This is a genomic window from Solimonas sp. SE-A11 (assembly GCF_030345715.1).
Taxonomy (GTDB): domain Bacteria; phylum Pseudomonadota; class Gammaproteobacteria; order Nevskiales; family Nevskiaceae; genus Solimonas_A.
In genome coordinates, this window is the sequence record NZ_JAUASX010000028.1 from 21,317 (window position 1) to 46,985 (window position 25,669).

The 25,669-nt window shown below is 63.0% G+C and carries 21 protein-coding genes and 1 pseudogene; 2 read left to right on the forward strand and 20 right to left on the reverse strand.

Going from position 1 to position 25,669, the window contains the following annotated elements; all coding sequences use genetic code 11:
* Nucleotide 1 precedes the first annotated feature (1 nt).
* The 15 genes from QT386_RS21785 to QT386_RS21855 all read right to left on the reverse strand — a co-directional run bounded on the left by QT386_RS21785 (nucleotide 2) and on the right by QT386_RS21855 (nucleotide 17,475).
* On the reverse strand, nucleotides 2-574 hold the full coding sequence (locus QT386_RS21785) for an aromatic-ring-hydroxylating dioxygenase subunit beta (protein ID WP_289275857.1): 573 nt from the start codon (nucleotides 572-574) through the stop codon (nucleotides 2-4).
* Between the two features lie 16 nt (nucleotides 575-590).
* Nucleotides 591-1,958, reverse strand: coding sequence for an aromatic ring-hydroxylating dioxygenase subunit alpha (locus tag QT386_RS21790; RefSeq protein WP_289275858.1), 1,368 nt, complete (start codon nucleotides 1,956-1,958; stop codon nucleotides 591-593).
* Entirely contained in the window at nucleotides 1,955-2,578 is a 624-nt protein-coding gene (locus QT386_RS21795; protein WP_289275859.1) for a 2-hydroxychromene-2-carboxylate isomerase, read from the reverse strand. Before QT386_RS21795 ends, QT386_RS21790 begins: the two co-directional genes overlap by 4 nt.
* A 7-nt stretch (nucleotides 2,579-2,585) precedes the next feature.
* The gene (locus tag QT386_RS21800; RefSeq protein ID WP_289275860.1) at nucleotides 2,586-3,401 is read right to left on the reverse strand and encodes a protocatechuate 3,4-dioxygenase; all 816 of its coding nucleotides are present in this window, start codon (nucleotides 3,399-3,401) and stop codon (nucleotides 2,586-2,588) included.
* Nucleotides 3,402-3,437: 36 nt separating this feature from the next.
* Complete coding sequence (locus QT386_RS21805; RefSeq protein ID WP_289275861.1) at nucleotides 3,438-3,698, reverse strand: hypothetical protein; 261 nt, start codon at nucleotides 3,696-3,698, stop codon at nucleotides 3,438-3,440.
* 1 nt (nucleotide 3,699) lies between these two features.
* Nucleotides 3,700-4,641, reverse strand: a complete 942-nt coding sequence (locus QT386_RS21810; protein ID WP_289275862.1) for a dihydrodipicolinate synthase family protein — start codon at nucleotides 4,639-4,641, stop codon at nucleotides 3,700-3,702.
* A gap of 50 nt (nucleotides 4,642-4,691) precedes the next feature.
* Nucleotides 4,692-6,005, reverse strand: a complete 1,314-nt coding sequence (locus QT386_RS21815; RefSeq protein ID WP_289275863.1) for a DUF1329 domain-containing protein — start codon at nucleotides 6,003-6,005, stop codon at nucleotides 4,692-4,694.
* 37 nt (nucleotides 6,006-6,042) lie between these two features.
* The gene (locus tag QT386_RS21820; RefSeq protein WP_289275864.1) at nucleotides 6,043-8,082 is read right to left on the reverse strand and encodes a DUF1302 family protein; all 2,040 of its coding nucleotides are present in this window, start codon (nucleotides 8,080-8,082) and stop codon (nucleotides 6,043-6,045) included.
* Between the two features lie 64 nt (nucleotides 8,083-8,146).
* Nucleotides 8,147-10,579, reverse strand: a complete 2,433-nt coding sequence (locus QT386_RS21825; RefSeq protein ID WP_289275878.1) for an RND family transporter — start codon at nucleotides 10,577-10,579, stop codon at nucleotides 8,147-8,149.
* The gene (locus tag QT386_RS21830) at nucleotides 10,576-11,547 is read right to left on the reverse strand and encodes a hypothetical protein (RefSeq protein ID WP_289275865.1); all 972 of its coding nucleotides are present in this window, start codon (nucleotides 11,545-11,547) and stop codon (nucleotides 10,576-10,578) included. The genes QT386_RS21825 and QT386_RS21830 overlap by 4 nt, the downstream gene beginning before the upstream one ends.
* Before the next feature lie 467 nt (nucleotides 11,548-12,014).
* A complete protein-coding gene (locus QT386_RS21835; RefSeq protein WP_289275866.1) occupies nucleotides 12,015-14,687 on the reverse strand; it encodes an excinuclease ABC subunit UvrA in 2,673 nt (890 codons plus the stop codon).
* Between the two features lie 79 nt (nucleotides 14,688-14,766).
* Nucleotides 14,767-15,501 carry a heme-binding protein gene (locus tag QT386_RS21840; protein ID WP_289275867.1) on the reverse strand — a complete coding sequence of 245 codons (735 nt, stop codon included), beginning with the start codon at nucleotides 15,499-15,501 and terminating at the stop codon, nucleotides 14,767-14,769.
* Nucleotides 15,502-15,579: 78 nt separating this feature from the next.
* Nucleotides 15,580-16,461 carry a carbon-nitrogen hydrolase family protein gene (locus QT386_RS21845; RefSeq protein WP_289275868.1) on the reverse strand — a complete coding sequence of 294 codons (882 nt, stop codon included), beginning with the start codon at nucleotides 16,459-16,461 and terminating at the stop codon, nucleotides 15,580-15,582.
* Nucleotides 16,458-17,066, reverse strand: a complete 609-nt coding sequence (locus QT386_RS21850) for a GNAT family acetyltransferase (RefSeq protein WP_289275869.1) — start codon at nucleotides 17,064-17,066, stop codon at nucleotides 16,458-16,460. Before QT386_RS21850 ends, QT386_RS21845 begins: the two co-directional genes overlap by 4 nt.
* Nucleotide 17,067: 1 nt before the next feature.
* The gene (locus QT386_RS21855; protein ID WP_289275870.1) at nucleotides 17,068-17,475 is read right to left on the reverse strand and encodes a ketosteroid isomerase-related protein; all 408 of its coding nucleotides are present in this window, start codon (nucleotides 17,473-17,475) and stop codon (nucleotides 17,068-17,070) included.
* Between the two features lie 157 nt (nucleotides 17,476-17,632).
* Between QT386_RS21855 and QT386_RS21860 the strand changes: the two genes are divergently transcribed.
* Entirely contained in the window at nucleotides 17,633-18,541 is a 909-nt protein-coding gene (locus tag QT386_RS21860; protein ID WP_289275871.1) for a LysR family transcriptional regulator, read from the forward strand.
* A gap of 190 nt (nucleotides 18,542-18,731) precedes the next feature.
* Here QT386_RS21860 and QT386_RS21865 read toward each other — a convergent pair whose 3' ends face one another.
* The 4 genes and pseudogenes from QT386_RS21865 to QT386_RS21880 form a co-directional block, all read right to left on the reverse strand.
* Complete coding sequence (locus tag QT386_RS21865; protein ID WP_289275872.1) at nucleotides 18,732-19,619, reverse strand: plasmid partitioning protein RepB C-terminal domain-containing protein; 888 nt, start codon at nucleotides 19,617-19,619, stop codon at nucleotides 18,732-18,734.
* Nucleotides 19,616-20,515 carry a plasmid partitioning protein RepB C-terminal domain-containing protein gene (locus QT386_RS21870; protein WP_289275873.1) on the reverse strand — a complete coding sequence of 300 codons (900 nt, stop codon included), beginning with the start codon at nucleotides 20,513-20,515 and terminating at the stop codon, nucleotides 19,616-19,618. Before QT386_RS21870 ends, QT386_RS21865 begins: the two co-directional genes overlap by 4 nt.
* A pseudogene (locus tag QT386_RS21875) lies at nucleotides 20,512-21,666 on the reverse strand (recombinase family protein); the annotation flags it as partial. The gene QT386_RS21870 and the pseudogene QT386_RS21875, both read right to left, overlap by 4 nt.
* Nucleotides 21,667-21,896: 230 nt before the next feature.
* Complete coding sequence (locus tag QT386_RS21880) at nucleotides 21,897-23,012, reverse strand: hypothetical protein (RefSeq protein ID WP_289275875.1); 1,116 nt, start codon at nucleotides 23,010-23,012, stop codon at nucleotides 21,897-21,899.
* A gap of 158 nt (nucleotides 23,013-23,170) precedes the next feature.
* Here QT386_RS21880 and QT386_RS21885 point away from each other — a divergent pair, with 158 nt between their 5' ends.
* Complete coding sequence (locus QT386_RS21885) at nucleotides 23,171-23,404, forward strand: helix-turn-helix domain-containing protein (protein WP_289275876.1); 234 nt, start codon at nucleotides 23,171-23,173, stop codon at nucleotides 23,402-23,404.
* 1,428 nt (nucleotides 23,405-24,832) lie between these two features.
* Here QT386_RS21885 and QT386_RS21890 read toward each other — a convergent pair.
* Nucleotides 24,833-25,669 (reverse strand): hypothetical protein (locus tag QT386_RS21890; RefSeq protein ID WP_289275877.1); only part of this gene is annotated, 837 nt, incomplete at its 5' end.

The following is a 25,669-nucleotide window of genomic DNA, read 5'->3' on the forward strand; positions in this document are numbered from 1 at the left end:
GTCAAAGGATCATCACCAGATTGCGGCCAGCCACCGAGCGCTCGTCGAAGTCGATACGTCGCTGCACCAGCCGCAGCGTGCCGAAGGGGCAGCGCCGCAGGACGTCCTCCCGGCAGTACACGAACTGGTCGATCTCGTAGGCGCGGCGCGTGCGGACCGCCAGGCAATTGCTGCGCGCCGCGAACTCGCCGTCCTTGCCGGTCTCGAACACCTCGACATTCGTCACCAGACGCCGGTAGCGCTCCGGCGGATCGACGCGCCACTGCATGCCGCTGTGGAACTGGTCGACACGCGCCTTGAGGAAGCCGTAGTCGTCGTCGTACATGAAGACCTCCGCGGGCTGTCCATAGCGTTTCTCCTTGCGGAAGCGCAGTTCCCTGCTCACCACCATGTAGCGAATCGTCGGATCCACGATCTGCTCCAGCCAGTCGGACAAGCGCTCGGTGTCGAGCAACCGGGCCTCGCGGTACAACAGCCGCTCGGCCTCGCGCCAGACCGCGTCCGGAGCGTACTGTTCCGGCGGCACGGTTCCGGCCGTGTCCAGCTTCACCGCTACCGCTGCATCGTTTGCCATATAGGGTCTCCGGGGATCAGGCCGCTGCCGCGACGGGGGTCGGATCGGCTCCTGCCTCAATAAGCTGGCGCTTCCACTGCGAGTCGTTGGGATCCATGTCGTGCCAGTCCTTCGCGGCCATCACTTCCTGGTAGAAGCGGAAGTAGCCACGGTAGGAGGTCTCGCCGATGGCCGACTCGCCGACCACGCCCGGCAATTCCGGGTCCTCGCGGTCACCACCGATACCCATTTGCGCGTTCATGAAGCCCTGGCGCGTGACATAGCCGCGAGACAGCTGGCTTTCCGATTCCATGTTGTCGTTGTCATCCGCCTCCCAGTAGCCCGCCACGCCGAAGGTGCGGTGCATGGAATTGGCGATGCGCTGCTTGAGCTCCGCCGGCATGTCCTTCTCCACAATCGCCCAGGTGAAGCACTCGGTGCGATCGGGCCCGTGCGGCTGCCAGACCTTGAACAGGTTGGATCCCCAGAGGTAGGTATTGTTGGGAAACACCGAACCGTTGATGTGCGAACCGTAGTAGCGCGCGCGCAGGGCGCCCACCGCTTTCTCGATCGCGGGACGCTTCTGGGCCTGCCACGCCAGTAGGTCGGCGGCCAGCTTGCCGTCGTGGGAGCCGGGGGCGACGTCGTAGAGGATGCCCAAACCGTGGCCGTAGCGCGTCGCCACCTGCAGGCCGGCGCCCTCCGGCGGCAGGCCCGCATTGCCGGCCATCGGCGCCAGCATGCCGCCACCGGCTTTCAGCGCAGCAGCATGGGTCCATCCAACGTGATAGGCATCGCCAACGAAGTTCTCGCTCGGCGCCTTCCAGTTGCAATGCACCATAGAGCGCCCGGGCGGTCCGATCAACTCGACGCCGCCGCTGGCTTCCATCCAGATATCCAGGTACCAGCGCGCCTCGCCCAGGTAGTCCTCCAGGCTCGGGGCGGCGGCATCAAAGCAGCCATAAACAAAACCGTGATAACTCTTCACTTTGGCTACTTCGCGCAGGCCATGCGTGGCCTTGTCCAGTCGACCCTTGTACAGCTCCTTCTCGAACGGCACGGACTGCAACGAACCATCCGAGCCATAGGACCAGCCGTGGTAGTTGCAGACGAAGCCCCGCGAATTTCCGGCTTCGACCGGACACAGGCGCGCTCCGCGGTGACGGCACACGTTGAGGAAGGCCTTGAGGCTCCGGTCCTTCTGTCGCACGACGATGACCTCATCCTGGCCCATGCGCGCGGTAACGAAGTCACCCGGATTCGGGATCGCGCTCTCATGCGTCAGGAACAGCCAGCAGCGCGCGAAAATCTGCGCCATCTCCTGCTCGTAGATATCACGGTCATGATAGATGCGCGCGCTCTGCAGGCCGTTCCGCACATCGATCAAGGTATTGATGGAACTCATAGTACTTTCTCCTGAATCGCAAACTTCAAATCGGGCTGCGCGAGGTACTCCTCGAGGAAGTCCAGGCGGTCGTTGCCCCACCACATCTGATCGCCGATCCGTATCGTCGGCACCCCAAAAACACCCAGTTCCTGGGCAAGCCGGTTGCTGGCGTCGTACCGCGCCTCGGCGTCCTCCGAATGGAGAAACCCGAGGAACTCGCCCGCGTCCCAGCCGAGCTCTTCCGCAACCTCCTGCAGAAGCGCGGGGTCACCCATATCGCTGCCCTCGCCCCAACAGCGGCGCCAGGCGACGCCTGCATAGGATTCCGCCTGGGCTCGGTCGATGGCATAGAACAGACCCTTGTTCATCAGGCCCGAGTCCAGCGACACCGGGAATTTCAGCGGTACGCCGTAGCGCCGCGCCCAGCGATCCATGTCGGTCACCAGGTAGCGCAGCTTCACCGGAATCTTCACGTTGGGTGGGCCGCTGTTGCCGGCAGCACGCTTGGCTGCCGGCAGGTCGATCGGGCAGTAGGTGATGCCGCGCCCATAGCGGCGCGCAAGCGACGGCAGCCGCTGGTGCGCCAGGTAGGCGAAGGGACTCATGAAGTCCAGGAAGAACTGCAGGTTGCGGGACACGGGGAGCTCAGGCCGCCTTCAGTTCGGCGAATCCGATGCCGGTGATCCACTGCGGCACCGGCTCGTACAGCATCAGCTCGGCCCTGGATTCTCCGAGAGCAGCCATGGCGCAGATCCAGTTGCGTATCTCCAGAGCGCCATTACCGCCCTCGCGAAGGATCTCCTCGTCGGATAGCGCGATCAGACCCTCGACGTCACCGGCGCCCGCAAGCGCCAGGATGCGGCGGTCGAAGCTCTCGTTGACTCGGCCCATTTCCGCGCTGCCGACCCAATGGCTGATGCCGCCGGTTCCGAACACCACCACACGCTCCTTGCCACCCCAGCTGCCGATAGCGCGGCGGATACTCTGGCCAATCTGCTGGGCCCGACGCCCCTGCACCACCGGCATCACACCGCAGTTGAGATACACGGGAATGGTGCGCAGCCCAACATTGGACTTGACACAGTAGTGATGCGGCACTGCGACCCCATGGTCCACCGTCAGGGCCTTGGCAAAAGACCAGTCGATTCCATCGTCGTAACCACTGAACAGGATGTGCTTGGCCAGCGGCTCGTTGTTCTCGATCACGCCGGTCTCGAAGCCGAGCCAGTTCTCGGCCGGCCCCTCGACATCGCCAATGCCGATCAGGCAGCGCGGGATGCAGTGCGGTCCAAACAGCGCGTAGTGATCGTCTCCGATGATGATCGCAGTGTCGGCTTCAAGTTTATCGATCCGGCGCGCGATTTGCTCGAAGGCACCGAGAACGCGATCACGCTGCGTAGGTTCCGCGGCATCGGTGATGCTGGGGATCAAGGGGTCATGCGGCATCAGGAAGCCGCCCACTATTTCTGCCATTTCTGTCTCCTTCGTAGGTCGGCCTCAGGCCGGACGGTTCATGCTCTGCATGTACTCGCCCATCGATGCAGGCCCGCGCACCGCCAGGAAAGCCATCATCAGCAGCAGCGTGCTGGTCTCGCGCCGCGCCATGGCGCCGACATCCAGCTCGGCCAGGATGGCCCGCTCCGCTTCGTCCAGCCGGAACTCCGCTGCGTAGGTCTGCGGGCAGGCGCGGTAGCGCTCCGTCTCCACCGGGTTGGTTCCGATCTGCCACAAGGCCTTTTCAAGTGCATTGGTACTCATGTCACCCTCCCTGCTTGTCGTATTCCCGGTGCAGCTGTGCCCAACGCCGGCCGGACTCGCGGGCACCTTCGAGATAAGCCTCCGGCACCAGCGTGTACGGCGGCCGGGCCGGGCCCGCTCGCATCCAGCCGGCGGCGTCCATGCGCGCCTTCTCCAGACCAATGTTGTAGAGCGAGAACTCCTTGAACGAGCCTTGCGGGAACAGTGTTTGGTAAGTGCGGCTGATGGCGCCGGTCAGTGCCTGGGCCTGAGCCCAGTCACCGCATTTCTTCGCCCGTTCCACTTCGTCGCGCAGCCGCAGCACCGGCGCCGGGCCGCAGACGGCGCCGCTGGTCCAGAAAGCGGTGCAGAACTCCGGCGCAATACGTGCGGCTGCGTAGTAGTCGGCGTCAATCGGTAGGAAGCGGATGCGTCCCTTGGTCAGATTCAGATCCGCCATTAGTGCGCCGATACCCAGGTACTTCGCCGTGATGACCTGCGGGATTTCCGCGACCTGCGCCCAGAACGGCCGCGGGAAATCGAACTTGAAGGCCTCTGGGTTGGCGTAGATGCAGATCGCCGTATCCGGGCATGCCTCGGCGACGTCGCGGTAGAACTGCACCGCGGTCGGCACGTCGGGCGCGCACCACATGGGCGGCCCAAGCATGACGCCGTCAATGCCGATGGCACGCGCCTCGCGCGTCTGCCGGATGGTTTCGCGCGTGCCCAGGCTGCTGGTGCCGCCGAATAGCGGCACGCGGCCGCGCACGGTCTCGACCAGCGTGCTCAGGTAGGCGCGCTTCTCCTCCCAGGTCAGCGTCGCGCACTCGCCCAGGGAGCCCAGGGTCACGATCGCGTCGACCCCAGCGGCGATCAGTTTCTCCGCCGTTTGCGCGGTTTCGTCGAGGTCAACGCTGTCCTGGACGCGCCAATCGCCGGCATCGGGGGTCGCGGGTGTGGGCATGATCGCCCAACACCCACGAACCTCATCGACAGTGAGCAACTTCCTTCCCATCAAGCACCACCGCTGCGCATGAACTGCGGGTTGAACATGCGCACCGGGCTCTTGCTTCCGTCAATCTCGGTGCGGAACTGCCCGGTGGTGCAGCGCTGGTTCTGCACGTCGAACATGCCGAAGCTATCGTAGATCGCCGCAAACTTGCCCTTGTTGCTCGGCAGATGATGCTCGGTAGAGGTGTGGCCGATGGTCCAGGACTTCCACAGCTTGCCGGCGCGGTCATAGATCAGCGTTCGCGGCGCGACGAAGGTCTGGGAGTCGAGGTACATCACGCGGCGACCAACCGGCGAGGATTTATCAACCGGCGTCATCTCCAGTTCGTGCACCTGCCGCAGCTGCCAGGTGACGTCGGGGAAGCACTCGCCCTTGCCGGTCATCGCAACGAACTTGTAGCCGTCCGGCTGCTTGTACTCATCCGAAAGCTTCTGCTCGTTATGGCGGTACAGCGGCATCAGCAGGGTCTTGGTTCCCTTGAACTTCCAGTTCATCTCGGCCACGCGGCCGAAGTAGCCTTCGAAGTCCTGGATCATCAGGTCGGAACCGAGGAAGGCATCCGTGGTCTGGCTGGTCTCCAGGCGACGCACGCGGCGCTGGAAGCCCAGATACAGGTAGCCGTCGCTGGCCTTCTGGTCCTGGTCGAAGCCCAGGATCATCAGCTGCGTGTCCTGCACGTCCTGAGGGCTGAAGGCCTTGCCGTAGATGCCGCGGAAGTAGTCGTTGGGGTTGGGCGAGACCGCCGGGATCGGCTGCTCGGCGACACGGTGCTTGAAGTTCAGGAAGTTGAACTGGAATTCGACCGTGCGATCCACCTTTCCGGTTGCGGCGTTGCGGTACTTCCAGTAGAACGGCTTGATCTGGACGTTGTCGCCAGCCGAGAAGGTGTGACGGAAATTGAACGCCAGCTTGCGGCCGGCGTCGGCATCGCTGCTCGACGGCAGCTCCGGAAACGGTCGGCCGGCGCTGTAGCCTTCGAGGTTGCCACCGACGATCTTGACCTTGCCGATGTTCTGCCGTGTCGCCTCCACGTACTTCGGATGCACATCGAAGGAATCGGTGGGGCCAACCTTGATAGACGGCTGCACACCTTTCTTCAGCAGGTCGTAGGTGACCGGGTCCAGCACCGCCTTGAACTGGTCGGCATTGTTCTTGTCGATCAGGACCCCGACGTTAACGCCGGCCGCCGTCGGCGCGCCGGCCTTGTAGGGGTAAAAGGACTGGTTGATGACGTCGTCGGCGCCTTGCGCCAGCGCCGGAGCAGTGAACAGCGTTCCGGCGAGCATCGCCAATACGGATCGGGTGATTCTCTTCATCTTGGATTCCTCTCGGGGGTTTCTGCGTGGGGCCGGATCAGAAGAACTGGTAGCCCAAATTGATAAAGACCTCGTCTTCCTTGTCCGATGAGCCCAGGGGGCCCTGGCGGAAACGGCCCAGCGGCTCGAAGCCGGTGAGACCGATGGGGCCGGCCTCCAGCAAGGGGCCGCCGGATGAGGCATAGGCGGTAAACGGCGGATAGGGGTTGCAGTCGCGGCAGTCGTTGAATTTCTGCGCACCGTCGCCGAACTTGACGTTGGCACCGATCGACAGCTTGAGGTTCTGCGATAGCAGGTAGTCCACCGAAGGCTGCATCGCGTAGGCACCGGCCTTCCAGTCACGCGCCATCACCAGCTTTGGCTGCAAGCGGTCTTGCAGGTACCAGGTCTGCATGAAGAGCGTGGCGGTCCAGTTGTCCTTCCAGTCCGGCATGCCCACCTGCCCCAAACGACCCTGCTCCAGCTCGTGGTCGAGCAGGTGCTGGCCGAAAATCTGCAGCGAGAACAGGAAGGTGCGGTCGGCGTTCAGGAAGGGAATGAAGGTCAGGCGATCCAGGCCGACGACGTAGCGCGCAACGCGCGACTCGCTATACAGGCTCGGCCGCAGGGTGTTGGGAAACTGCTCGCCCCAGGTCATCGCCGCCTCGATGCGCGCCACCGTCTTGATCGGCGCGATCGTGAAGTCCAGGGAGCCCCCCAGCATCTTGACGCGCGGAAAAGCGATATCGAAGGCGATCAGGTACGGCACCTGGCGCGGCACTGTGTTGTACTGGCCCACCCCCGGCAGCAGTTCCGGCAATTGCAGGTCTACCGGCAGCAGCAGGTTGGCGAAGGGACTGATCGCTGGCGGCCCCTCGGAGCCGCCATGCAGGCTGGGCAGCTGCGAGCGATACAGCAGGCCGTTGAGCGAGAAGCTGACGTCGCCCAGCACGCCCTCGAACTTGGTACCGATCTGGGTGTTCGACAGCGTCCAGTTCGGCAGCTTGACCTCGCGGATGCCGACCTGGTTAGGCCCGAAGTCCGTAGTCATAGCCATACCCGGCTGCCCGAGGATTGGCGGCACCAGGGCAAAGTTGGACACCGTACCGCCGTTATCCCAGAGATTCTTCATGCCGCGGAAGAAGCAGCCGGCATCCAGGATGACGTTGGCGGTGCCGCATTGGCCCAGGCTGTTGGGGCGGAATTTGTCGAAGTTCCATACCACCTGCCAGTTGAGATCCTGCAGGGCCGCCACCGGGCCCATTCGGTACTCTGCCGTGGCGATCCACATCGGGATGCGAATGTCCTGCAATTCGTCATAGATGTTGTTGCGCGAGTAGTCGACCGGGTTGATGACGTCGAGCACGCGAAACAGATCGGTACGGCCCCAGATGACCTGCTGCTTGCCTACGCGGAAGAACAGTTCCTGCTCCTCGCCGTTGAGCGGCGATGAGAACAGCAGGGAACTGTCGAAGTAGGCTTCGCGCAGCCAGTCGAGGCGGTCGGCATCAGCGAATTCCGGGAAGCGCAGATCGTTCTCGCTGCCGTCCATGTAGCCGCCGAGGCAGCCGCGGGAATCCACGTCGCAGGGCCGCACCGGAACGCCGAATGCGACACCGCCGCCCGGCCGGTGCAGGGGCTCGCCCAGCACGATCATGCCGTCGTTAGGATTGTTGGCCAGGTTGAAACCGAATTGGCCGAGGCCTGCGCCCGGCACGCCGTTGAACACCCCGTACTGCAGGTTATTGCCGCCGAAGGCGCCGCGGCCATGCGCCACGCAGCCGGCCGGGATCAAGCCGGAGGTGTCCTCCAGGCAGATCGGGCCACCGGCATCGCGGCCGTACTCCTTCGAATTGAGGTCATAAACACCGTCGTAGGTGCCACGCAGCTTCAAGGTCAAGGAGTTGCCGGTGAAGGCACCGAGATCGTCGAACTCGCGATCTGCCTCGAGGCGCAGGGTATTGCGCTCCTTCGACAGGCCGACATCCTGGCGGACGCGGGTATCGTTCTCCAGGAAGCCATTGATGCGCCATGCGCCCAGTTCCCCGGCCTGTACCGTCTTGCCATGCAGGGCCAAGCCCCATGCGCACAATCCCATCGCGAGGCTTCCCAATGCCTTTCCGGTAATCCTCATCTGATTCACTCCTCTCTCAGGTCTCTGGTTATTCGGCGGCTGCCTGGCGCCCGCAGCCGGGCGTGGCGAAATCCGGGGGTGATGCCGCCCCGATGGAGCCCACGGGCGCGGCGGACGAGGCCGTCACGAAGCCGGGGCGGAAGGCGAGAATCCAGGCGGGTACGACGACCATGGCGCCAATGGCGTTGAGCACCAGCATCACAATCAGCAGCAGTGCGGCCGAGGACTGGAAGCGCAGGTCTGAGAAGAACACCCACATGACCACACCAGCGACGAGGGTCGTTGCGGTGAACATCACCGCAAGGCCAGTGGTGCTGATGGCATGGGCGACGGCATCGTGCAGCGCTCGTCCCTTCTCTATCTCGTCGCGAACGCGGTCCATCACATAGATCGCATAGTCGATGCCCACGCCCATTCCCACCGCGACCACCGGGATGATGTTGACGTTTATGCCTACATTGGCGATGCCCAGATAGCCGTAGCTGAGCACCGTGGCGAAGATCATCGGCAGGATCATCAGCCAGCCGGCGTGCGCCGAGTTGTAGTAGATCGCCACCATCAGGAACGATGCGATCAACACGAAAGCCGTGACCATGACGCTGTCATGGAAGTTGGCCTGATTGATAGCGGCGTTGACGCCGACGACACCGGCCGCCGGCTCGATCGTGAAGCCCTCGATACCCTTGCCGTAAAGCTCGGCGCCCTGCTTCGCGCGCTGCACCGCCGCCTCGATCGTCTTCGCCTGCAGGTCCGGCAGGTAGAAGCTCAGGTTTGCCAGCGTCTCCTCGGGGTTGACGTACTCGCGCAGGGCTCCGGGTACCGGACTGGAGTACTCGAAGGCATACATCAGGCTGCCCACGCCGCGTGCATCTCCGGGGACCTGCAGCCAGCGCGGATCGCCCTCGTGGGTCAGGCGATTGACCTGCTTCACCAAATCTGGGAGGCCCTTGGCGGCTCCCACCACCGGCTCCTCAAGCATGTAGCGCTCGAATTTCTCCATGGCTGCCATCGCCTCGGGGCTGCGCAAGCCCTCGCGCTCGCTGGAGCGGGCCACCACGAACAGTTCCTCACTGCCGGGGAAGCTCTCCGAGATCAGGTGCGCCGAGCGGTTGTAGTCGTGGTCACGCTTGAGAATCGGCGAGCCAGGCTCGGACTCTCCGAACTGCACCTGGGACGCGCCCCATGCACCCAGCCCGAGCAGCACCAGGGCGCCCAACAGCACCGCACGGCCGACGCCGGCGTTGGAGACCGGCTCCACCATCCGGTGCAGATGCGCCGAAGTCTGATCACGGCTGTTATCAGTGCGCCTGGGCTGCGGTAGTACGGTCAGCGCCAGCGGCACCATGAAGTGCACCGTGAAGATCACCGAGAAGGCCCAGAAGCCGGCAAAGGCACCAAGATGCTTGTTGAATGGCGCCGCACCGATCGCCACTGCGGCGATACCGATGGCGTCGACGATGATCGCCAGGGAACCTGGGCGGAACAGCGCGTCCAATGCATTGCGTGCAGCCTGGCGACCGTTCTGGGTGCGCGCCAGTTCGTAATAGTAGCGCTCGACCAACTGCACCCCGTGCGAAGTCGCACGGGCGGCAATCAGAAAGGGGATCGGCATCGACAGCGGATCGAGATGAATGCCGACCAGATTCATGAAGCCCAGGCCCCAGGCCGAGGACAGGAGAATGCCCAGCAAGGGCAGCACGATGCCGTAGAGGCGGCGGAAGTATCCCGCCAACAACAGTATGATCAGGGCCGTGGTGTACAGCAGAATCTCGACGATCTGCGGCAGGTAGGTGTAGACCCAGCCAGTCAGCACCGGGTTTCCGACCGCATAGATGCGCAGGCCGTCGCGTGCTTCTGCCTCGCGGATTTTCTGTAGCCCGGCGAAGGCTTCGAGCAGTTCGTCGGAGGTCGAACTGTTCATCTGTGCCCGGATGATAGCCACCCTGCCATCGGCCGACACCAGGCGCCCGCTGATGCGAGGATCCGCCTGCACCTGCAACTGCAAGGTCTTGAGTTGCGCCGCCGTCAGGGTCTCGGTATTCGGGTCGTAGTAGGGATCGGAGCGGATCGTGCCGGCTTCATTGATGTAGACCCGGCGCGTCGTGCGATGCGTGATGCTGGCCACGAGGTTGTGATTGACCCCCGGCAGCATGTCGATGCCCTGCGTAATGCGTTCGATCGCGGCGAGTGCTTCGTTGCTGAAGATCGTGCCCTGCCCGACCTCCACCGCAACCGTGATGACGTTGGCCCCGCCAAAAATCCCGCGCACCTCGTTGTGCAGCTGGATATAGGAATGCTGCTGCGGCAGAAGGTCCTCGAAATCCGACGCCATTTTCATGCCGGGGATCTGGCTGGCGAAGAACGCCGACAGGCCGAGAATCAGCGCGAGCACAAAGCGCGGGCTGGCAAAAATCCACTCTTCGCCCCGCTGCAGCGCGGCGACTATCTTTTGGCGAATCAATGGATGCCCTCCGATTCGATATTCACCATCGCCGGCGTGCGGGCGCCGGAACCGCCGACCACGATCAGGGACGAGCGGCCCGGGAGGGCGACGCCGCCACGGAGGTAACCGCTGCCGGAGGTAGCGCTCGGCAAAACCCGCCATTTGCCGTTGGATCCGCGCTGCTGGATCAAACCGAGTTCGCCGACAGCAAATAGGCGGCCACCGGCTCCAGACAGAAAGCCGTACATCGGCACACCGGCGGCATTAGCCTCCGGCGCCCAGCTCTGACCGCCATCGCGGGTGCACAGGATGATCCCGCCGCGACCCGTCAGCCAGCCGGTATCGGCGTCGGTGAACCAGACGTCGAAGGCGTAGAAATCGTCCGGAATGGGGGGCAGCATCTCCCAGCTGGCGCCGCCATCGCTGCTGCGCGCAACGATGCCAAACTCACCGGCGACAACCGCATTGCCGGCGTCGAGGAATCGGATGGTGGTGAGGATCGCGTCTTGGCCAAACTCGGTCTTCTGCCAGCTCACTCCGCGATCGCTGCTATGCAGAACTGTGGAATAGGTCCCAACGACCCAGAATCCGCCGTCCGGAGCACACGCCAGGGCCATAGGGGTGAAGTCCTCCGGCATCGAGCCCGCGGCAAGGCGCCAGCCGGTACCTTGTGCATTCCCAGTCCAGACACGGCGATGGAAGTCGAGTGCGACAAAGCTTCTGTCCGCGCAAGCCGCGACATCGATCAGCGCCGCTCGCCTCTCTAGCTTTTGCGCTTCCCAGGTCTTGCCGGAATCGGTCGAACGGGACAGTAGGTCATTGCCGACAGCCACGATCGCCTGGCCATTCGACGCAATTTTTTGCAGGTCGTCAGCGACGTGCGTGGCGCCATGGGCGATCGGCGAAAAGGCGGCAGCCACAGCAAAAATGGCCAGGATCGCGCTGGGCAATCCAAGATGGAGCGCCAGTGGCGCGCGACGGCTCATTGCCGAGTCTCCTCCTAGTAGTAATAAACTGCGGAGGGAGAATCAGTGAAGCAGCGATATAAGTGAACCCGATTGCGGGAATGATCGCCATCACTAGGATGAATAATCTGGTGCTATCCCTCGGTCGACAAAAAGGGAACCGCGTTTCCTGCAGAAAAAGCGGATTTTGGTAGCGGAAATCGCCGCGCGGCCGCTCGCTCTTGGCACCAGCGGGGAGCAACCTCGATCTGCAACGTAACGCAGATGAGCGTGCAATTTGCCGGGGCGGAGTGGCGCTCTATCCCGGGCCTGCTTTGCGGGAACCTACTGGATGCCCCGGCGGCCTCCGAGCGGGCAGTCGCGTGTTCAGCTGCTCGCTGCGACAGCAAGCATCATTACCGCATGGTCTTTGTCGCTTCTGTGCTTGAGCCCTGCCAAGGCGTCGCGGCTTCGCAAGGGTTCCGCCCTGCGGAAGTAAGAAAGGCCCGTCATTTCACCGGCGCTATATTGCGGGAATGGCCCTGCAGCTCTTGCGCGAGAAATGGAGCGGTTCGACTGCCCGCTGCCTGAGATACTTGATGCGGCGTGCCGCTCGCCACCAGCCGGCCACCGGCGTCGCCCGCGCCCGGACCCACGTCGATCACCCAGTCGGCTTGCATCACCGCGCGCATGTCATGCTCGATCATCACTACCGTGTTGCCCGCATCGACCAGGCGCTGCAATTGAACCAGCAGCCGATCGGCATCCGATGCATGCAGCCCGGTGGTCGGCTCGTCGAGCACGTACAGGTTGCGGCCGCGCTGGCTGCGCTGCAGTTCAGTGGCCAGCTTGATGCGCTGCGCCTCGCCTCCGGACAGCTCGGTAGCCGGCTGTCCCAGGCGCAGGTAGCCCAAGCCGATATCGATCAGAAGCTGCAGCGGGCGCGCCACTGCATCCTCGCCGCCGAAGAATTCATGCGCCTCCTCCACGGTCATCTGCAGCACCTGGGCAATGTTGCGCCCCTTCCAGAGCACCTTCAGTGTGGCTTCGTTGTAACGCGCTCCATGACACGTCGAGCAGGGCGCGTACACACTGGGCATGAACAGCAACTCCACGCTAACGAATCCCTCTCCCTCGCAGGTTTCGCAGCGTCCCTTCGGCACATTGAACGAGAACCGGCCCGCATCGAAACGGCGGCGGCGCGCATCGGGGGTAGCGGCGAAAAGCCTGCGCACGTGATCGAACAGCCCGGTGTACGTCGCCAGGTTGGAACGCGGCGTGCGGCCGATCGGCTTCTGGTCCACTTGCACCAGGCGCTGCACGGCGTCCACATCACCGGCGAGGTGGCCTCCGGTGGTCTCGATCACCGCAGGCCCATCACCGTCCTCTGCTTCGACCGGATCGTCCTCGGGCTCGTGCCCCAGGTGCAGCAGCACCAGCTCGGGCAGCGCCTGCGCCACGAGGCTGGACTTGCCGGAGCCGGAGATGCCGGTGACGGCCGTCAGGACGCCCAGCGGTATGCGCGCATCCACCCCACGCAGGTTATGTCGACGGATACCCTGCAACTCCAGCCAGCCGGCGGGTGTGCGCCCGCGGCTGCCCGGCGCGGGGATCTTGGCGAACAGGTAGCCCGCAGTGCGCGACTCGGCGACGTCGCGCAGGCCGACAGGTACGCCGCTGTAGAGAACGCGGCCGCCGCGCTCACCGGCCTCCGGGCCGACATCCACCAGCCATTGCGCTCGGCGCATCAGATCCAGGTCGTGCTCCACCACGAGCACCGAATTGCCCGCGTCGCGCAGCCTTTCGAGTGCGCCGTATAAAGCCCGGCTGTCCGAGGGATGCAGGCCCGCCGAGGGCTCGTCGAGCACATAAACCACGCCGAACAGCAGGGAACTCAGCTGCGTAGCAAGCCGCAGGCGCTGCAGTTCGCCGGCCGAGAGGGTCGGCGTTGCGCGGTCCAGCGTCAGGTAGCCCAGGCCCAGCTCCCGCAACTGGCGCAAGCGCGCCAATACCCCGTCGGCCAGGCGCTGCGCGGCGAGGCGCTTTTCCTCCGACAGCGCGGAGCTGCGACGTACATCGGGCGATGCCGCATGGACGGCCCGGCCCGAGGCCGCACGCGCGGCACGGTCGCGGCGCGTGACCTCCTTGTCGGCGCCCGCTCCAGCGGCATGCGCATGGAAATCGCCCTTGGCAATGGGTTCCAGCAAGGCCGCCACCTGGTCCAGCGGCATTTTCAGGAATTCGCCGATGTCCGCCCCGGCGAAGGTCACCGAAAGCGCCTCGGGCTTGAGCCGCTTGCCGTGGCAGGACGGACACGGCTGGCCTTCCATGAAGCGGGATACGCGCTTTCTCATCAGCGCGCTCTGGGTGTTGGCGAAGGTCTGCAGCACGTAGCGCCGTGCGCCGGTGAAGGTCCCCATATAGCTGGGCTCCAGCTTGCGCCTGAGCGCCGCGCGGGTTTCGGCAGCCGTGAAGCCCGCGTAAACCGGCACGGTGGGCGTTTCCTCGGTGAACAGGATCCAGTTGCGGTCTTTCCTGGAGAGGTCCTTCCATGGCCGGTCGATGTCGTAGCCCAGGGTCACCAGGATGTCGCGCAGGTTCTGCCCGTGCCAGGCCGGCGGCCAGGCGGCGACCGCACGTTCGCGAATGCTCAGTGACGGGTCCGGCACCATGCTGGCTTCGGTCACCTCGTACACATGTCCGAGGCCATGGCAGCTCGGGCATGCTCCCTGGGGCGTGTTTGGCGAGAAATCCTCGGCATACAGCATCGGCTGGCAGGCCGGGTAAGCGCCGGCGCGGGAATACATCATCCGCACCAGGCTCGACAAGGTCGTCACGCTGCCCACGGAGGAGCGCGCGTTGCTGGAGCCGCGCTGCTGCTGCAGGGCCACCGCCGGAGGCAGGCCGTCGATCGCATCGACATCCGGCACGCCCGCCTGATCGATCAGGCGCCGCGCGTACGGCGCCACCGACTCGAAGTAGCGCCGCTGCGCCTCGGCATAGATGGTGCCGAAGGCGAGCGAGGACTTGCCGGATCCGGAGACGCCGGAAAACACGACCAGCGCATTGCGTGGGATGGCGACGTCAACGTCCTTGAGGTTGTTCTCGCGTGCGCCACGCACTTCCAGGAAACCGCTGGCCCCTGCGGTGCGGGATGAACCACCGGAAGCAGGTTTCGTCATTTTTTCCCCCGAAGGTTGTGAGCCGCATGTTTCGGCAACAGCGCGCAGGGCGGGTTATGCCCGCCCTGCGCGGGCTGATTTACTTCTTTCTCACCACCGACAGCTTCACCTTCTCCTCGGTTCCCCCGCAGAGTGGATGCTTGAAGCCGCTCGACTTCTCGGTCTGGCCGAGGAAGATGATGTTGTCGTCCTTCGCGGGGCTGACACCACCCGGCACGTAGTCGAGCGCGAACGCTTGGCGCGTCTTCCAGGCGATGTTGTGGTCCGCGCACGAAGAATCGCCGCTGACGCCCAGTGCTCCCACGCGATCGCCTTTCGCGTTGTATAGCGCCAGTCCGCCGCCGAACACGTTCACGCCGCCGATCCGCTTGCCCGTCATGGGGTCCTTCGCGGTGCCGAAATACGCGGCGTTGCCGGCGTAGGCCACGCCGGTGTCCACCGGGTTGGAGTGCTGCAAGCCGTAGAGGCTGCCGCCCGGCTGCGTGGCCGAGTAGAGATTGGCGGTGGAAAGCGCGAGGCCCGGAAGGCTGAAGGCATTCGCGGTATTCGCCTTCTGCGCGGAGATCACGCGGCTACCGAGCCACTGGTCGCCGTACTCCGCGCCGGTGAAGGCCACGGCACACACGGTGCCGTCGGTGCTGACAACCGTGCCCCACATGTCGAGGTTGAAGCCGCCATTGGATTCCTTGCGGGCGGCGGTGAGCGTTTCCTTGAGCTGCTGCCAGCCAGGAAGGCCGTCGCACGCGCCCGCGTGAGCCGCGAGCGGCAGAAGGAGAGAGGAGAACATCAGGGTTAGAACAGGGAGCTTCGTCATGATTGAAACCTCTGGGTTGAGATGAACCCGATGGCGGGCGATCCGCCTGGGGTCCGGGTGGTGGTTGGGAAAAACCAGCTACGGATTCGCATACCGAGCCCTCTGGAGAGCCGGCATCTTCTGCCCATCCCAGTCGCGGTCAACCGCGACCTGGGCCTGTGCCCGGTGCTTTTCAAGCGCCTCGAAGTCCAGATCGGCGATCGCCCACAACTGCTCGCCGCGGGCCATGGCGAGAATGCCGCCTTCCGGAAAGCCATGATCCATCGGTGCATAGATCGTGGCCTCGCCGGTGTTCGTGTCCAGCGCAGGGCTCCAGCCGGCGGTTCCAGTCGTCACCGCCTGCGCGACGAACATCCGGTTCTCCAGGGCGCGTGCCATGCAGCCCACGCGGACCCGTGTCGCGCCCGCCGCGGTGTCCGTGCAACTCGGAACCAGCAGCAGGCGGGCGCCGGCCTCGCGCTGGGCGCGTACGGGCAAGGGGAATTCGCTGTCGTAGCAGACGGAGATGCCGGCACGCACACCGTTGAGATCGAACACCTTGAGGTCGTCGCCGCCCTCGATGATGCCGGCCGCCCTCTCGAACCCCGTCAGCTGCAACTTGTCCTGATAACCGCGCGTGCCGTCTGGCGCAAACCACCAGGCCCGATTGCGATAGCGCTGCGGTGCCACCTCGGTGAGGAACGTGCCGGCCTGGAGGGTCATGCGCAGCTCGCGCGCCAGATCAGCGTACAGCGTCAACCACGCCGGCTGCAGAGGCTGCAGCGCGGCCAGCGAGGCGCTCAGGTCGCGGCTGATCTCGGGGGCAAACGTCGCCGCCAGCTCGAGGGCAAGGTACTCGGGCAGCACCGCCAGTTCGGCGCCGGCGCGACGCGCTTCCTCCAAGATCAGCCGCTGGCGTGCGGCGAATTCCCCGAAGTCCGCGGGTTTGCCCACGGAGTACTTGGCCACGGCAAGCTTCATCGGCGGGCCTCCAGGGGCCGCAGCCACATGGTCAGCGTCTGCCCGGTTTCCTGCGATGACTCCACCTGCTTCCACGGCAGGCGGACGCTCATGTCCGGCTGCGGCACGTAGCCGCGACGGGTCCAGAACGGATCGTTGCTGCGGTAGTCGGGCGGGCGTCGCGGATCGTCCTTCGCTCGATCCACCGATGCGAAGGCCGTCCATCGGATGCCGCCCAGCGATCGGGCATGCGCTTCCCGCTCGTCGAAGAAGCGATGCCCCAGTCCCAGGCCGCGGAAGGCCGGGAGCAGGACGGATTCGCCGCAGTAGAATACGTCTTCCACCGGGATTCCCTGGTCGGCAAACGGCTGCCGGAAGGCAGGCTCCGCTGCGCTTAGCGGCAGGCCTGTGGAGGCGCCCACGACCTGATCGCCGGCGAGAACAATGACCAGCAAGCTGTCCGCCGACCGGGCGTAGGTGGCAAGGTAATGCTTCTCGTACCCAGCATCGCCCTCGTACAGATATGGAAAACTGCGAAAGACCTCGACGCGCAGGCTCGCCACGGCATCGAACCACTCGGCCGAGTCTGCCCCCCTGCGGGTCAGCACGCGCACGTCGCTCGCCATTTCAGGCCTTCCCGCCGACCTGGGCGATCCAGTCGGCCAGGCTGTAGTAGTTGGTGACACGCGCGATCTTTCCGTGGCGGATTTCGAAGAACGCGCCGCCCGGCAGCACATAGCGCTGGCCCGCGGCTTCCGGCAGTCCTTCGTCGGTGACCTTGTATGCACCGTGCACCACATACTCGGCGCTGGCGCGCAGGCCATCGGCACTGGCCATCACCACGATGTCGCGCAGCTGCTCTACATAGCAGCGGTCCATGCGCTGCAGGAAAGCGCGAAAGGCCTCGCGGCCGACTTCGCGCGCGCCCTGGTTCAGGTCGTGCGCAACGTCATCGACCAGCATCGACAGCATGGCCTCGCGGTCGCCGCGGTTGAATGCGTCGTAGTAGGCGGCAATCAAATTGGGGGTGCTCATTCGGGGCTCCGTGTTTTCTGCAGTCGAATGCGGGTCATTCCGCATGGGCACCAGTTTGAGAAGTCGAGAAATCTCTGTATATGGAACAGTTTCGATTTCACAGTTCCATTTTTTGGAATAATATGCTGGCAATTAGAGCCTGCCGCCGGGATGTGCCGTGAACAATGACCTGGAACTGCTCCGTATCTTTCGGGTGGCGGCCGAGAGCAGCAGCTTTCGCGATGCAGCCGTCCGCCTGGGGGCTTCTCCCCAAGCCGTCACCCGCGCCATCCAGTGCCTGGAGAAGCACTATGGTGAACTGCTGTTTCACCGAAGCACCCGACAGGTACGCCTCACGGCCTTTGGCGAGGGCTTGCTGGAACAGCTGCGCCCCGCGCTGGAGCGGTTCGAGGACCTATGGCGGATACCCGGGACGGATCAGCAGGCTTCCGTGTCGGGCACGGTTCGGGTCACCGCACCGCATAGCCTGGGCAGCCGGGCGGTACTGCCTGCATTGGAGCGTGTTGCTGCACGTCATCCGGGTATCGCCTTGGACGTGCGCCTGTCGGACCGCATCAGCAACACGGTCGACGAGGGGGTCGATATCGGAATCAGGGTCGGATTCATGCGCGACAGCCGTTTCATTGCCCGCAAGGCGGCTGATATGCACCTCCCAATCGTCGCGGCTCCGCGTCTGATCGAGAAGACGGGCGTGCCTGGTAGCATTGATGCGTTAGCCGGGCTTCCGGTCACCGCCGCCCTGGATATCAACACCGGCCGTCCCTGGCCCTGGCACTTCAAGGCAGGGCGGCAGTGGACGCCCGCCTCGCCTGCTTTCATCGCGGACAACGCCGACATGGAGATGGAGGCCGTGCTTGCAGGGATCGCCTTTGCACAACTGGCGGACTACATGGCCGCCCCTTACATTGCCAGCGGAAAGCTCGTGCAGGTGCTGCAGAACGAGGAGCCTCCGGCTTGGGGCCTGTACGTCTACCGACCCCAGCGCGGCCCCGTGCCGGCCAGGGTACGGGCGGTGTTCGACGAGTTGTATACAGCCCTCGGATCGCTGCCCACGTTGCGCCAGTAAGTGACACCCTTCTGGATCGGCCTGGGCTGGCTGCACGGCTCTGGGCGGAAGCGACTCGAACCAACCAGCTAGAAGCTGAAAATATGAATAAATATTCACTTTTAATGCCAAGGCCATGCGCCTGCGCTTAGCGAACCTGCTGCACCACACCAGCGTCAAGCTGAGCTGTCCCCGCCGGTAGTTGGTTGACCTATGACTGGTCGAGCGCAACGGTCATTACGACAGCCTGCAGCTCTTTCAGCACGTCCGGCTGCCGCTGCTTCAAGTAGCGTATGACAGCCCCATTCTCCAACAACCGAATCAGGTATCCCCGGGCCAGTACGAGGTTAAGAACATCCTGGCCGTAGGATTCCTCGACCATCTTGTACTGCCCCCGCAGGCTCGCCATCTCGCGTTCCATCTTGGCCATCTGCTCCTGCGTCACCCCGCCCGAGGCCTTCCGCGGCTTTTTACCTTCCACAAGCATCTCCGCCGGCGTTGCGATGAACATGGCCTCAACATAGGCGACGGTCAGGTTGTTGGCTGAGAGCATGAGCTCGATGCACTCGACCTGGCGAGTGGGCTTCATCTGGCGCAAGAAGCGGGACAGCTCCGGGGAGAACTGCCGATCTCTTAGCATCTCCTGCGCCTCCGGGCAAATGCCGTCCAACAGCCGCATCTTCTTATTGACGTGGCTGACGTCCATGCTCAGCGCCTTGGCCAGCCGTTCGGCCGACACGCCGCGCTCGATGGCGCGGCGGATCATGTAGTGCTCCTGGATGGTCGACAGGCGGTTAATGCGGCTGTTGTAGGTGTAGCCTTCGTCGTCCTTGGCGACGAGGCACGGCACGTCGGCGTGACCGAGTTCGCGCAAGGCGATCATCCGCACATGTCCATCCAGCACCATGTGGTTGCCGGACTGCTGGATCTCCGGTGTAATCGAGAGTGGCTCGATCAACCCGATCTCCTCGATGGATGAGCGGATTTGCTTGTACTTCTTCGAGATGTTGAGCCCTTCCGGAATCTTGCGGGACGGCAGCAGATTGGCGATCTCCACCGACATGGCTTCCAGCGAAAATCCCAGGGCAACGGACTTCACACCGCACCTCCTTGCACGCCGATCCGTTCGGCCAGGTACTTCGGCAGTGTGTCCAGGCCTTCCGCCCGCATCAAATTGCCGAAGTTCTCGTCGGAAAAAAGTTGGCGGAGTGCACCGGTCACGAAGAGCAGCCGCTGCTGCGCAAACTCCGCCTTCTTGACCAGCAATCGTTGGCGTTCGACCTCCCGCTGGTAAGTGCGTACCAAGCTCGACGGCGTCACGTTCATACGCTTACGCGGCGTGCCGCGATCCACCGTGCGGCCCAGATTCATCCGACGCTCCAGCACCTTCTTGGCTTCCAGCAACTGTTTACCGCGGAGATCGCCTAACTCGTAGGCCTGCTGCAGGGCTGTCTGGATGGCGCGGTCATCGCTGCCAGAGCCAACGATGGACAGCGCCGTGTTGAGCGGGATGCGCCCCTTCTGGACGGCGACCAGTAATCTCTCCTCGCCGTGCTGCAGGAGGGTCAGGATGCCGCCGACGTACTCAGCGGTCAGGCCAGTCTTGGCGGAGATGGTTTTCTTGTCGTAACCCTGGTCGTGCAGCACCTTGATGCCGGCCAGTATCTCCAGCGGACGGCATTGCCGTCGGGCGATGTTCTCGGCCAGGCTCATGATGAAGGCATCTTCATCGCTGACGTTGACCACTAGCGCTGGGATCGTCGGCTGGCGCATCGCCTTGAAGGCATTGAGTCGCCCTTCCCCGCAGACCAGCAGGTAGTGCTCCTCCCCCTCCGGCCCCGGCCTTGGTGTTACGGTGATGGGCTTCTTCAGACCGATAGCGTGGATGTTGCCCGCGATCTCCTCGAAAACCTTGGCGTTGCGTTCGCGGTGATTCAGGACCTCGATGCGATCGACCGGGATCATCCGGATTTCGCCGCTGCATGTCTTGCTCATGCTGCCCTCCGGAGGCGGGTCCGCTCCGCCATGCCGTAGAGGTAATCCAGGGTGTCGAACCGATAGCTGTCGAACTCAACCGCGTTCTGGTCGGCGAGGTTCAAACGCGTGTGTCCGAAGTCGAGGCGCGGCAGCAGGTAGTAGTCGAGCGGCGCCTGGTTACTGACATCCATTCGCACTGCCACGGTAATATCCGGCAGCAGGCTCGTATCGAAGCGAATCTTCCAGCGGTTCCGGCCCGAAGCGGGCACAGTACAGCGCGCGAGTACCAACGACACCGTGAACTCCCTGTTCACATGCAGCAGATCGGTGGCGGGATCCCGGAAGACCTGGCCGCCGACGCGGGCGATCTCGGCCTCGGTCTGCGCGACGATGCCGGGGTTCATCTGCCGCAGAATGCGGTTGACCTCGATATGGCGATAGTCGCGGTCGGGTGTGAACCCGACGCGCTCGTAAGCGCGGATCAAGCCGCCGAACCGGAACGAATACACCGACGACGACGGCATACCGTCCGTCTCGTCGATGATCAGGCTGGTGAGTAGGCCTCGGCTCTTGTACAGATGTCGCAAGCGCTCGATCAGCTCGTCGTCGGTGTAGCGCCGGGAACGGGCGCGGATGATGCCCTGCGCGGTGAAGAACACATCGGACGGCACGATAGCCTCAAACGCGTGCTCTTTCTTGATCCACATATCGGGCGTGTTCACCACCCGAAGCTTCTTGAGCTTGAAGGAGACACGGTTGTAGACGTTATTGCCGACGTACTTCTCGTTGGTGAGGACCTGGTGCACGGTGGCCCGCGTCCAGCCGCGGTCGAGGTCGGTCTTGATGCCTCGGCTGTTGAGCCGTTCGGCGATGCCCGCCTCCATGATTCCCTCGTCAATGAACCAGCGGTAGATCTGGGCCACCGTCTGCAACTCTTCATCCGGTCCTGGCATCAGGATCACGCGGTCGGTCTGCAGGCACTTGTGCTCACCGCGCGAGAGTTCGCTCTTGATCGAACCATGCTGATCAATCAGCATCCGACGCAGTCCGTATCCGGCTGGCCCACCTTGCCGGTAGCCGAGTTCGATCAGACGGCACTGGCCAGCGAAGACCTTGGCCGAAAGCTCGCGGCTGTATTCTCCTGCCATCGCACGCTTGACGCCTTTGACGCGGCTCACGAAGGAGTCCGCGACGGAGTTTCCATGTCATCGGCGCCCCGATTCACACTGTATTTAAGCCCATGCTCGCGACAGAAATGCCGCCTGTCGTCGCTCCTGTACTGCGCGCCTGGCCAAATTGGATCGCCACCGAAGACGTCGGCGGCAGTGCCAGAATGCCTTCAGCAGCGCGTCCAGCGCTGCCTCCTACAACTCCTGTTCTGACATGGTCACTCGAGTCACTACCAGCCGCAGATCCACCAGTTCTGAATGCGATCCCAGTGGATGCCGTTGGGTTGACCACTGATGCCGCCCAAAGTGGGATACGCGGCAAGCATCTGAGGGATTCCCCCGTCGAAAGCGTAACGCGCCATTCGAATTTGGATTCGCGTGGAATCTGGCGATAACGCTTCGAGATATCCTTGGAGCTGCCCATACGCCGACTTGGTTACGCAACTACTTTGGAACTCCGGATTGAAGCAGGCGGTGTACTCGAGCGTCCCCGTCCTGCAGATACGGTCGCCGACTTTCGCTGGTGCGGATCTGGTTCCAGATGAGCTTCCACGATGCGGCCCACCAGTTGGGGGGACACTGGTGCCTTGTGTCGCCAAGTGTCGACGATTTTCTTTGTCACGCTCCGCGAGTTCGGGCGGATAGTTCAGCCTTGGCGCCGGGGCGTTCGCATCTTGCGGCCCGGCGTTCCTGATTGTCCACCCGCCTTGAATTGTGCTGTTCAGGATCGTGTTTCGCTGTGCATCCAGATCAATCGATCGGACGGCCTTCCGGATGGCTTCCATATCGACAGCAGCAACGTATTCGACGGTCTGTCCTAGCGATGTCACCCCTGTTACTGCCGCCCACCCTCCGGTAATACTCTTCGTGAAGTCGGATGTGCACATGCTATAGCCGTGTTCTTTTCGCTTGTACCCGAACAAGCCTCCTTTGCACCAATACCCCATCCGCGACGGATCGCCACTCCGCTTGCCGAATGTCGGCAGTAGCAACCTGACAAAACGTGTGTCGTATTCGACCGCCAAAAGCTCGATGTCGGGATGCTCTAGTAGATCGGCTCGGAAGGGGTATGAGCTGTCCGGAGCCAGATTCCACCCCTTGTCTCCTTTCATTAGCACCACAACGCCCCAGGCGGGATTGAAATCCATTGCCTTCCTGTAGGAGTCGAGGTGCGCGGGCTCAGAATCAACTCGCCAATCTTGCAGCGTCTCCGCCCGCACGGTCCCCGGAAGCAAGGATGACAAGAAAAGAAAGATTGCAGCCGAGGTCCACCGGAGCAGGCTGTGGCGTTCGTACCGGACCTCACATGCCGCGGTGGCCGTCTTGCTGAAAATCTGATTGACCATAAATTTTCCTTTGCTAGCTGGCGTTGGAGCCGTTTGGGCTTGACGTCCTATTTCGCTTTCGCCTGAGCCTGTTCGCCGGCAGGAAGCACCGAAAAGCTCAGCTCAATTATAAAGTTGTCTTTATAGAGTTTGTTGACACAACCGGCAAGGCTTGCCGGATGAAAAGAGGCCCCCAAAGGACGCCCGCCAAGATCTCGGTAGGCCGACAAATAAAACGCTTACGCGTTTCAATGGGCTATTCGCAGGAAAAACTCGCTGAACTGGCCGGATTGAGCCAAGTAAGCGTCAGTGCCATCGAGCGCGGCGTCACCGCCACCAACCTGGACGTACTGGACCGATTGGCTCTGGCACTTCACCGCGAGACGGCGGACTTCTTCGCAATGCCGGAGTAGTCCTGGCCCCCCCGACGGGCAGTCACCAGTCGCCGAAAGAACATCCGCTGTCATGGATGTCGTTGTTCCAGGATTCCGATCCAAACGAATCCTCCGCAAGGTCGGTCCCGTATAGGTTTCCCGCCACGTCCAGTTCCCCTGCCATGGGCAAACCAGTCGCTGGATTTATTCCCGAAGAATCGTCCGAAAACAGGTGCGCCGTTACCATGGGGTCATCTCCCTCGGACGGGCTTTCCCATTCCTCGACGGCACACTCCGAGCACAATGCCCCCCACGCCTCGGACATCCAGTCGACTGACAGTTGCGTGAAACGGTGAAGGGCTCGACGGGCAGAGGCCGATTGGCCTGAACAGATTATTGCCCATCTACCCATTTAAGTCCCCTTCATTCCTGGCAACTTCTGTGGGCAACCAGGCCAGCACCAGACACTCGGTTGCCATCAGCACCAAGCTGAGTTGGTCAATCGTTAGCAGCTGGCTTTCACCCAGTTTCATTGCCGTCGCCCAGACGCATATCAGCCATTGGCCGGCGGTAGCGGCCCTCAGTACTCGTGGAAATTGACCCGGCATCGCATGTCCTCCTTGGGAACATCCATCCAGGTTGACCGGTGTTTTCAGAATGCAAGGGGAGGCAATAGCCGGATAACCCGCAAAATCCGTTCAACGGCGGCCGCAGGGCTGCCGTTACCTGGCTGACCGCCACGGTGCCATCCCGGATGCTAGGCGCATCCAGAATGGAGGACTGACTAATGATTATTGCCGCTGAATCAGCACCCGAACTTGCGCGGCTTTGCGCTCGCCAGGGGTCTGTTAGGGCGATCGTGAGGCTGAATAACGGACAGATAGAAATCGAGATACAGGGCTCAATTGAACCAAATCCACTTGTGGAGCCGGTTGGCCCCAACCCATCGCCAGAGATGAATGACAGCAGAGCGCTCGCGCTACGGAACGATCAGCCGCCCGTTCTAACGGCAGCAACCCCGCCCCTCATTGACCACTCCGGCACGCCAATGGCTTTGCCCTCCCCCGTCCAAGGACCGCCAGCCCACTTGCAGCGAATCCTGTCTCTTTCATCGCCGACACAACCAGAGTCGAATCGGGTCCGAGAAATTCACTTGATTCATCTCATCAACTGCACGTCGGACGGGGTGTTAAATGCAATCGTAGATGGCAGACACCGCAAGATTCGGGTGCTTGGATCCGGGGTGATTCGGCTTGCCCGTGTCATTGAACTCTTGACCTGTAGAGTATTCCTGACGACCGTCCGGTATATGGGCCGCGGCCGTGACAGTGACATGGAAGTCGACGCTACCGAGTTGCTGGGCGTGATTCTGGATGCTTGCAGGCGTGTGGCTGAGGGAGCAGCCGAAGAGGCTGAGAAAATGGACTATGGGCTGGATTCCATCTGCGACCCTCTAGCCTGACCCCCCTACGTCGCCCGCTGTCGCAGAATGTCGTCGATGGCGAGCGCGATAAGCACGACCAACGCTCGCGATCGTCCCTCTGGGTATTGCGAGATATTCAGGCCTTGGACCGCAGCCAGGTTCACCTCTTCCAATCCGCGTCTTTGCAACCGGGCTGCGCTCAGGAACACTTGCCACTCTCGAGGATGCCCCTTCGCTAGCTGGTCCAGCCCGCGAGCAAGCACGAGTGCATCGCGGAGCTTTGGGCCTCGCCGCCCCTTCTTGACGACGCCTAGCTTAAGCAGTTTCTGATCGATCTCGTCGAGGGGGATAGTTCGATTGACTACCCCAGCACGGTACAAGTGATCGAGCCGTTCAATTGCCCGGGCGAGTTGCCGCATCCATTCGATGCCACGCCCATAGCGATGGTCGAGAACACCCAGGCTTTCCCCGGCCAACCAGGGTTTAACCCACTGCAGAGTATCCTCGATAAGAGTGGCACCACCGGCGGCTCTTATATGCCTTTCGAATTCGGGATACTGTGGGTGCGTCACTTGACTCCGGTCAGCGCCTAAAGCATCGATCACCACGCCGATCCTGCCATCCAGGCCGAGGTCACGCCCGCCAGCACGTAGAACCCGAACCGCAAGGGTCGAGCTCTTCACCCCAGCAGCTGCAGCCAATAGTCCCTGGGTTGTAGACGGCAGGGCACGGTCCAGAAATCGCATATCCGCCAGGGAATCGACGTTACCCCGCCTTGAGTAGCGGTTTGGTTTAGAGCCCTGGGTTGATGGTAATAGCCTTTGCAGCAAGCTGCTTGGCGTAGACGGCGGGCGCCAGCCCGCCGAGTGCTTTCTTGGGTC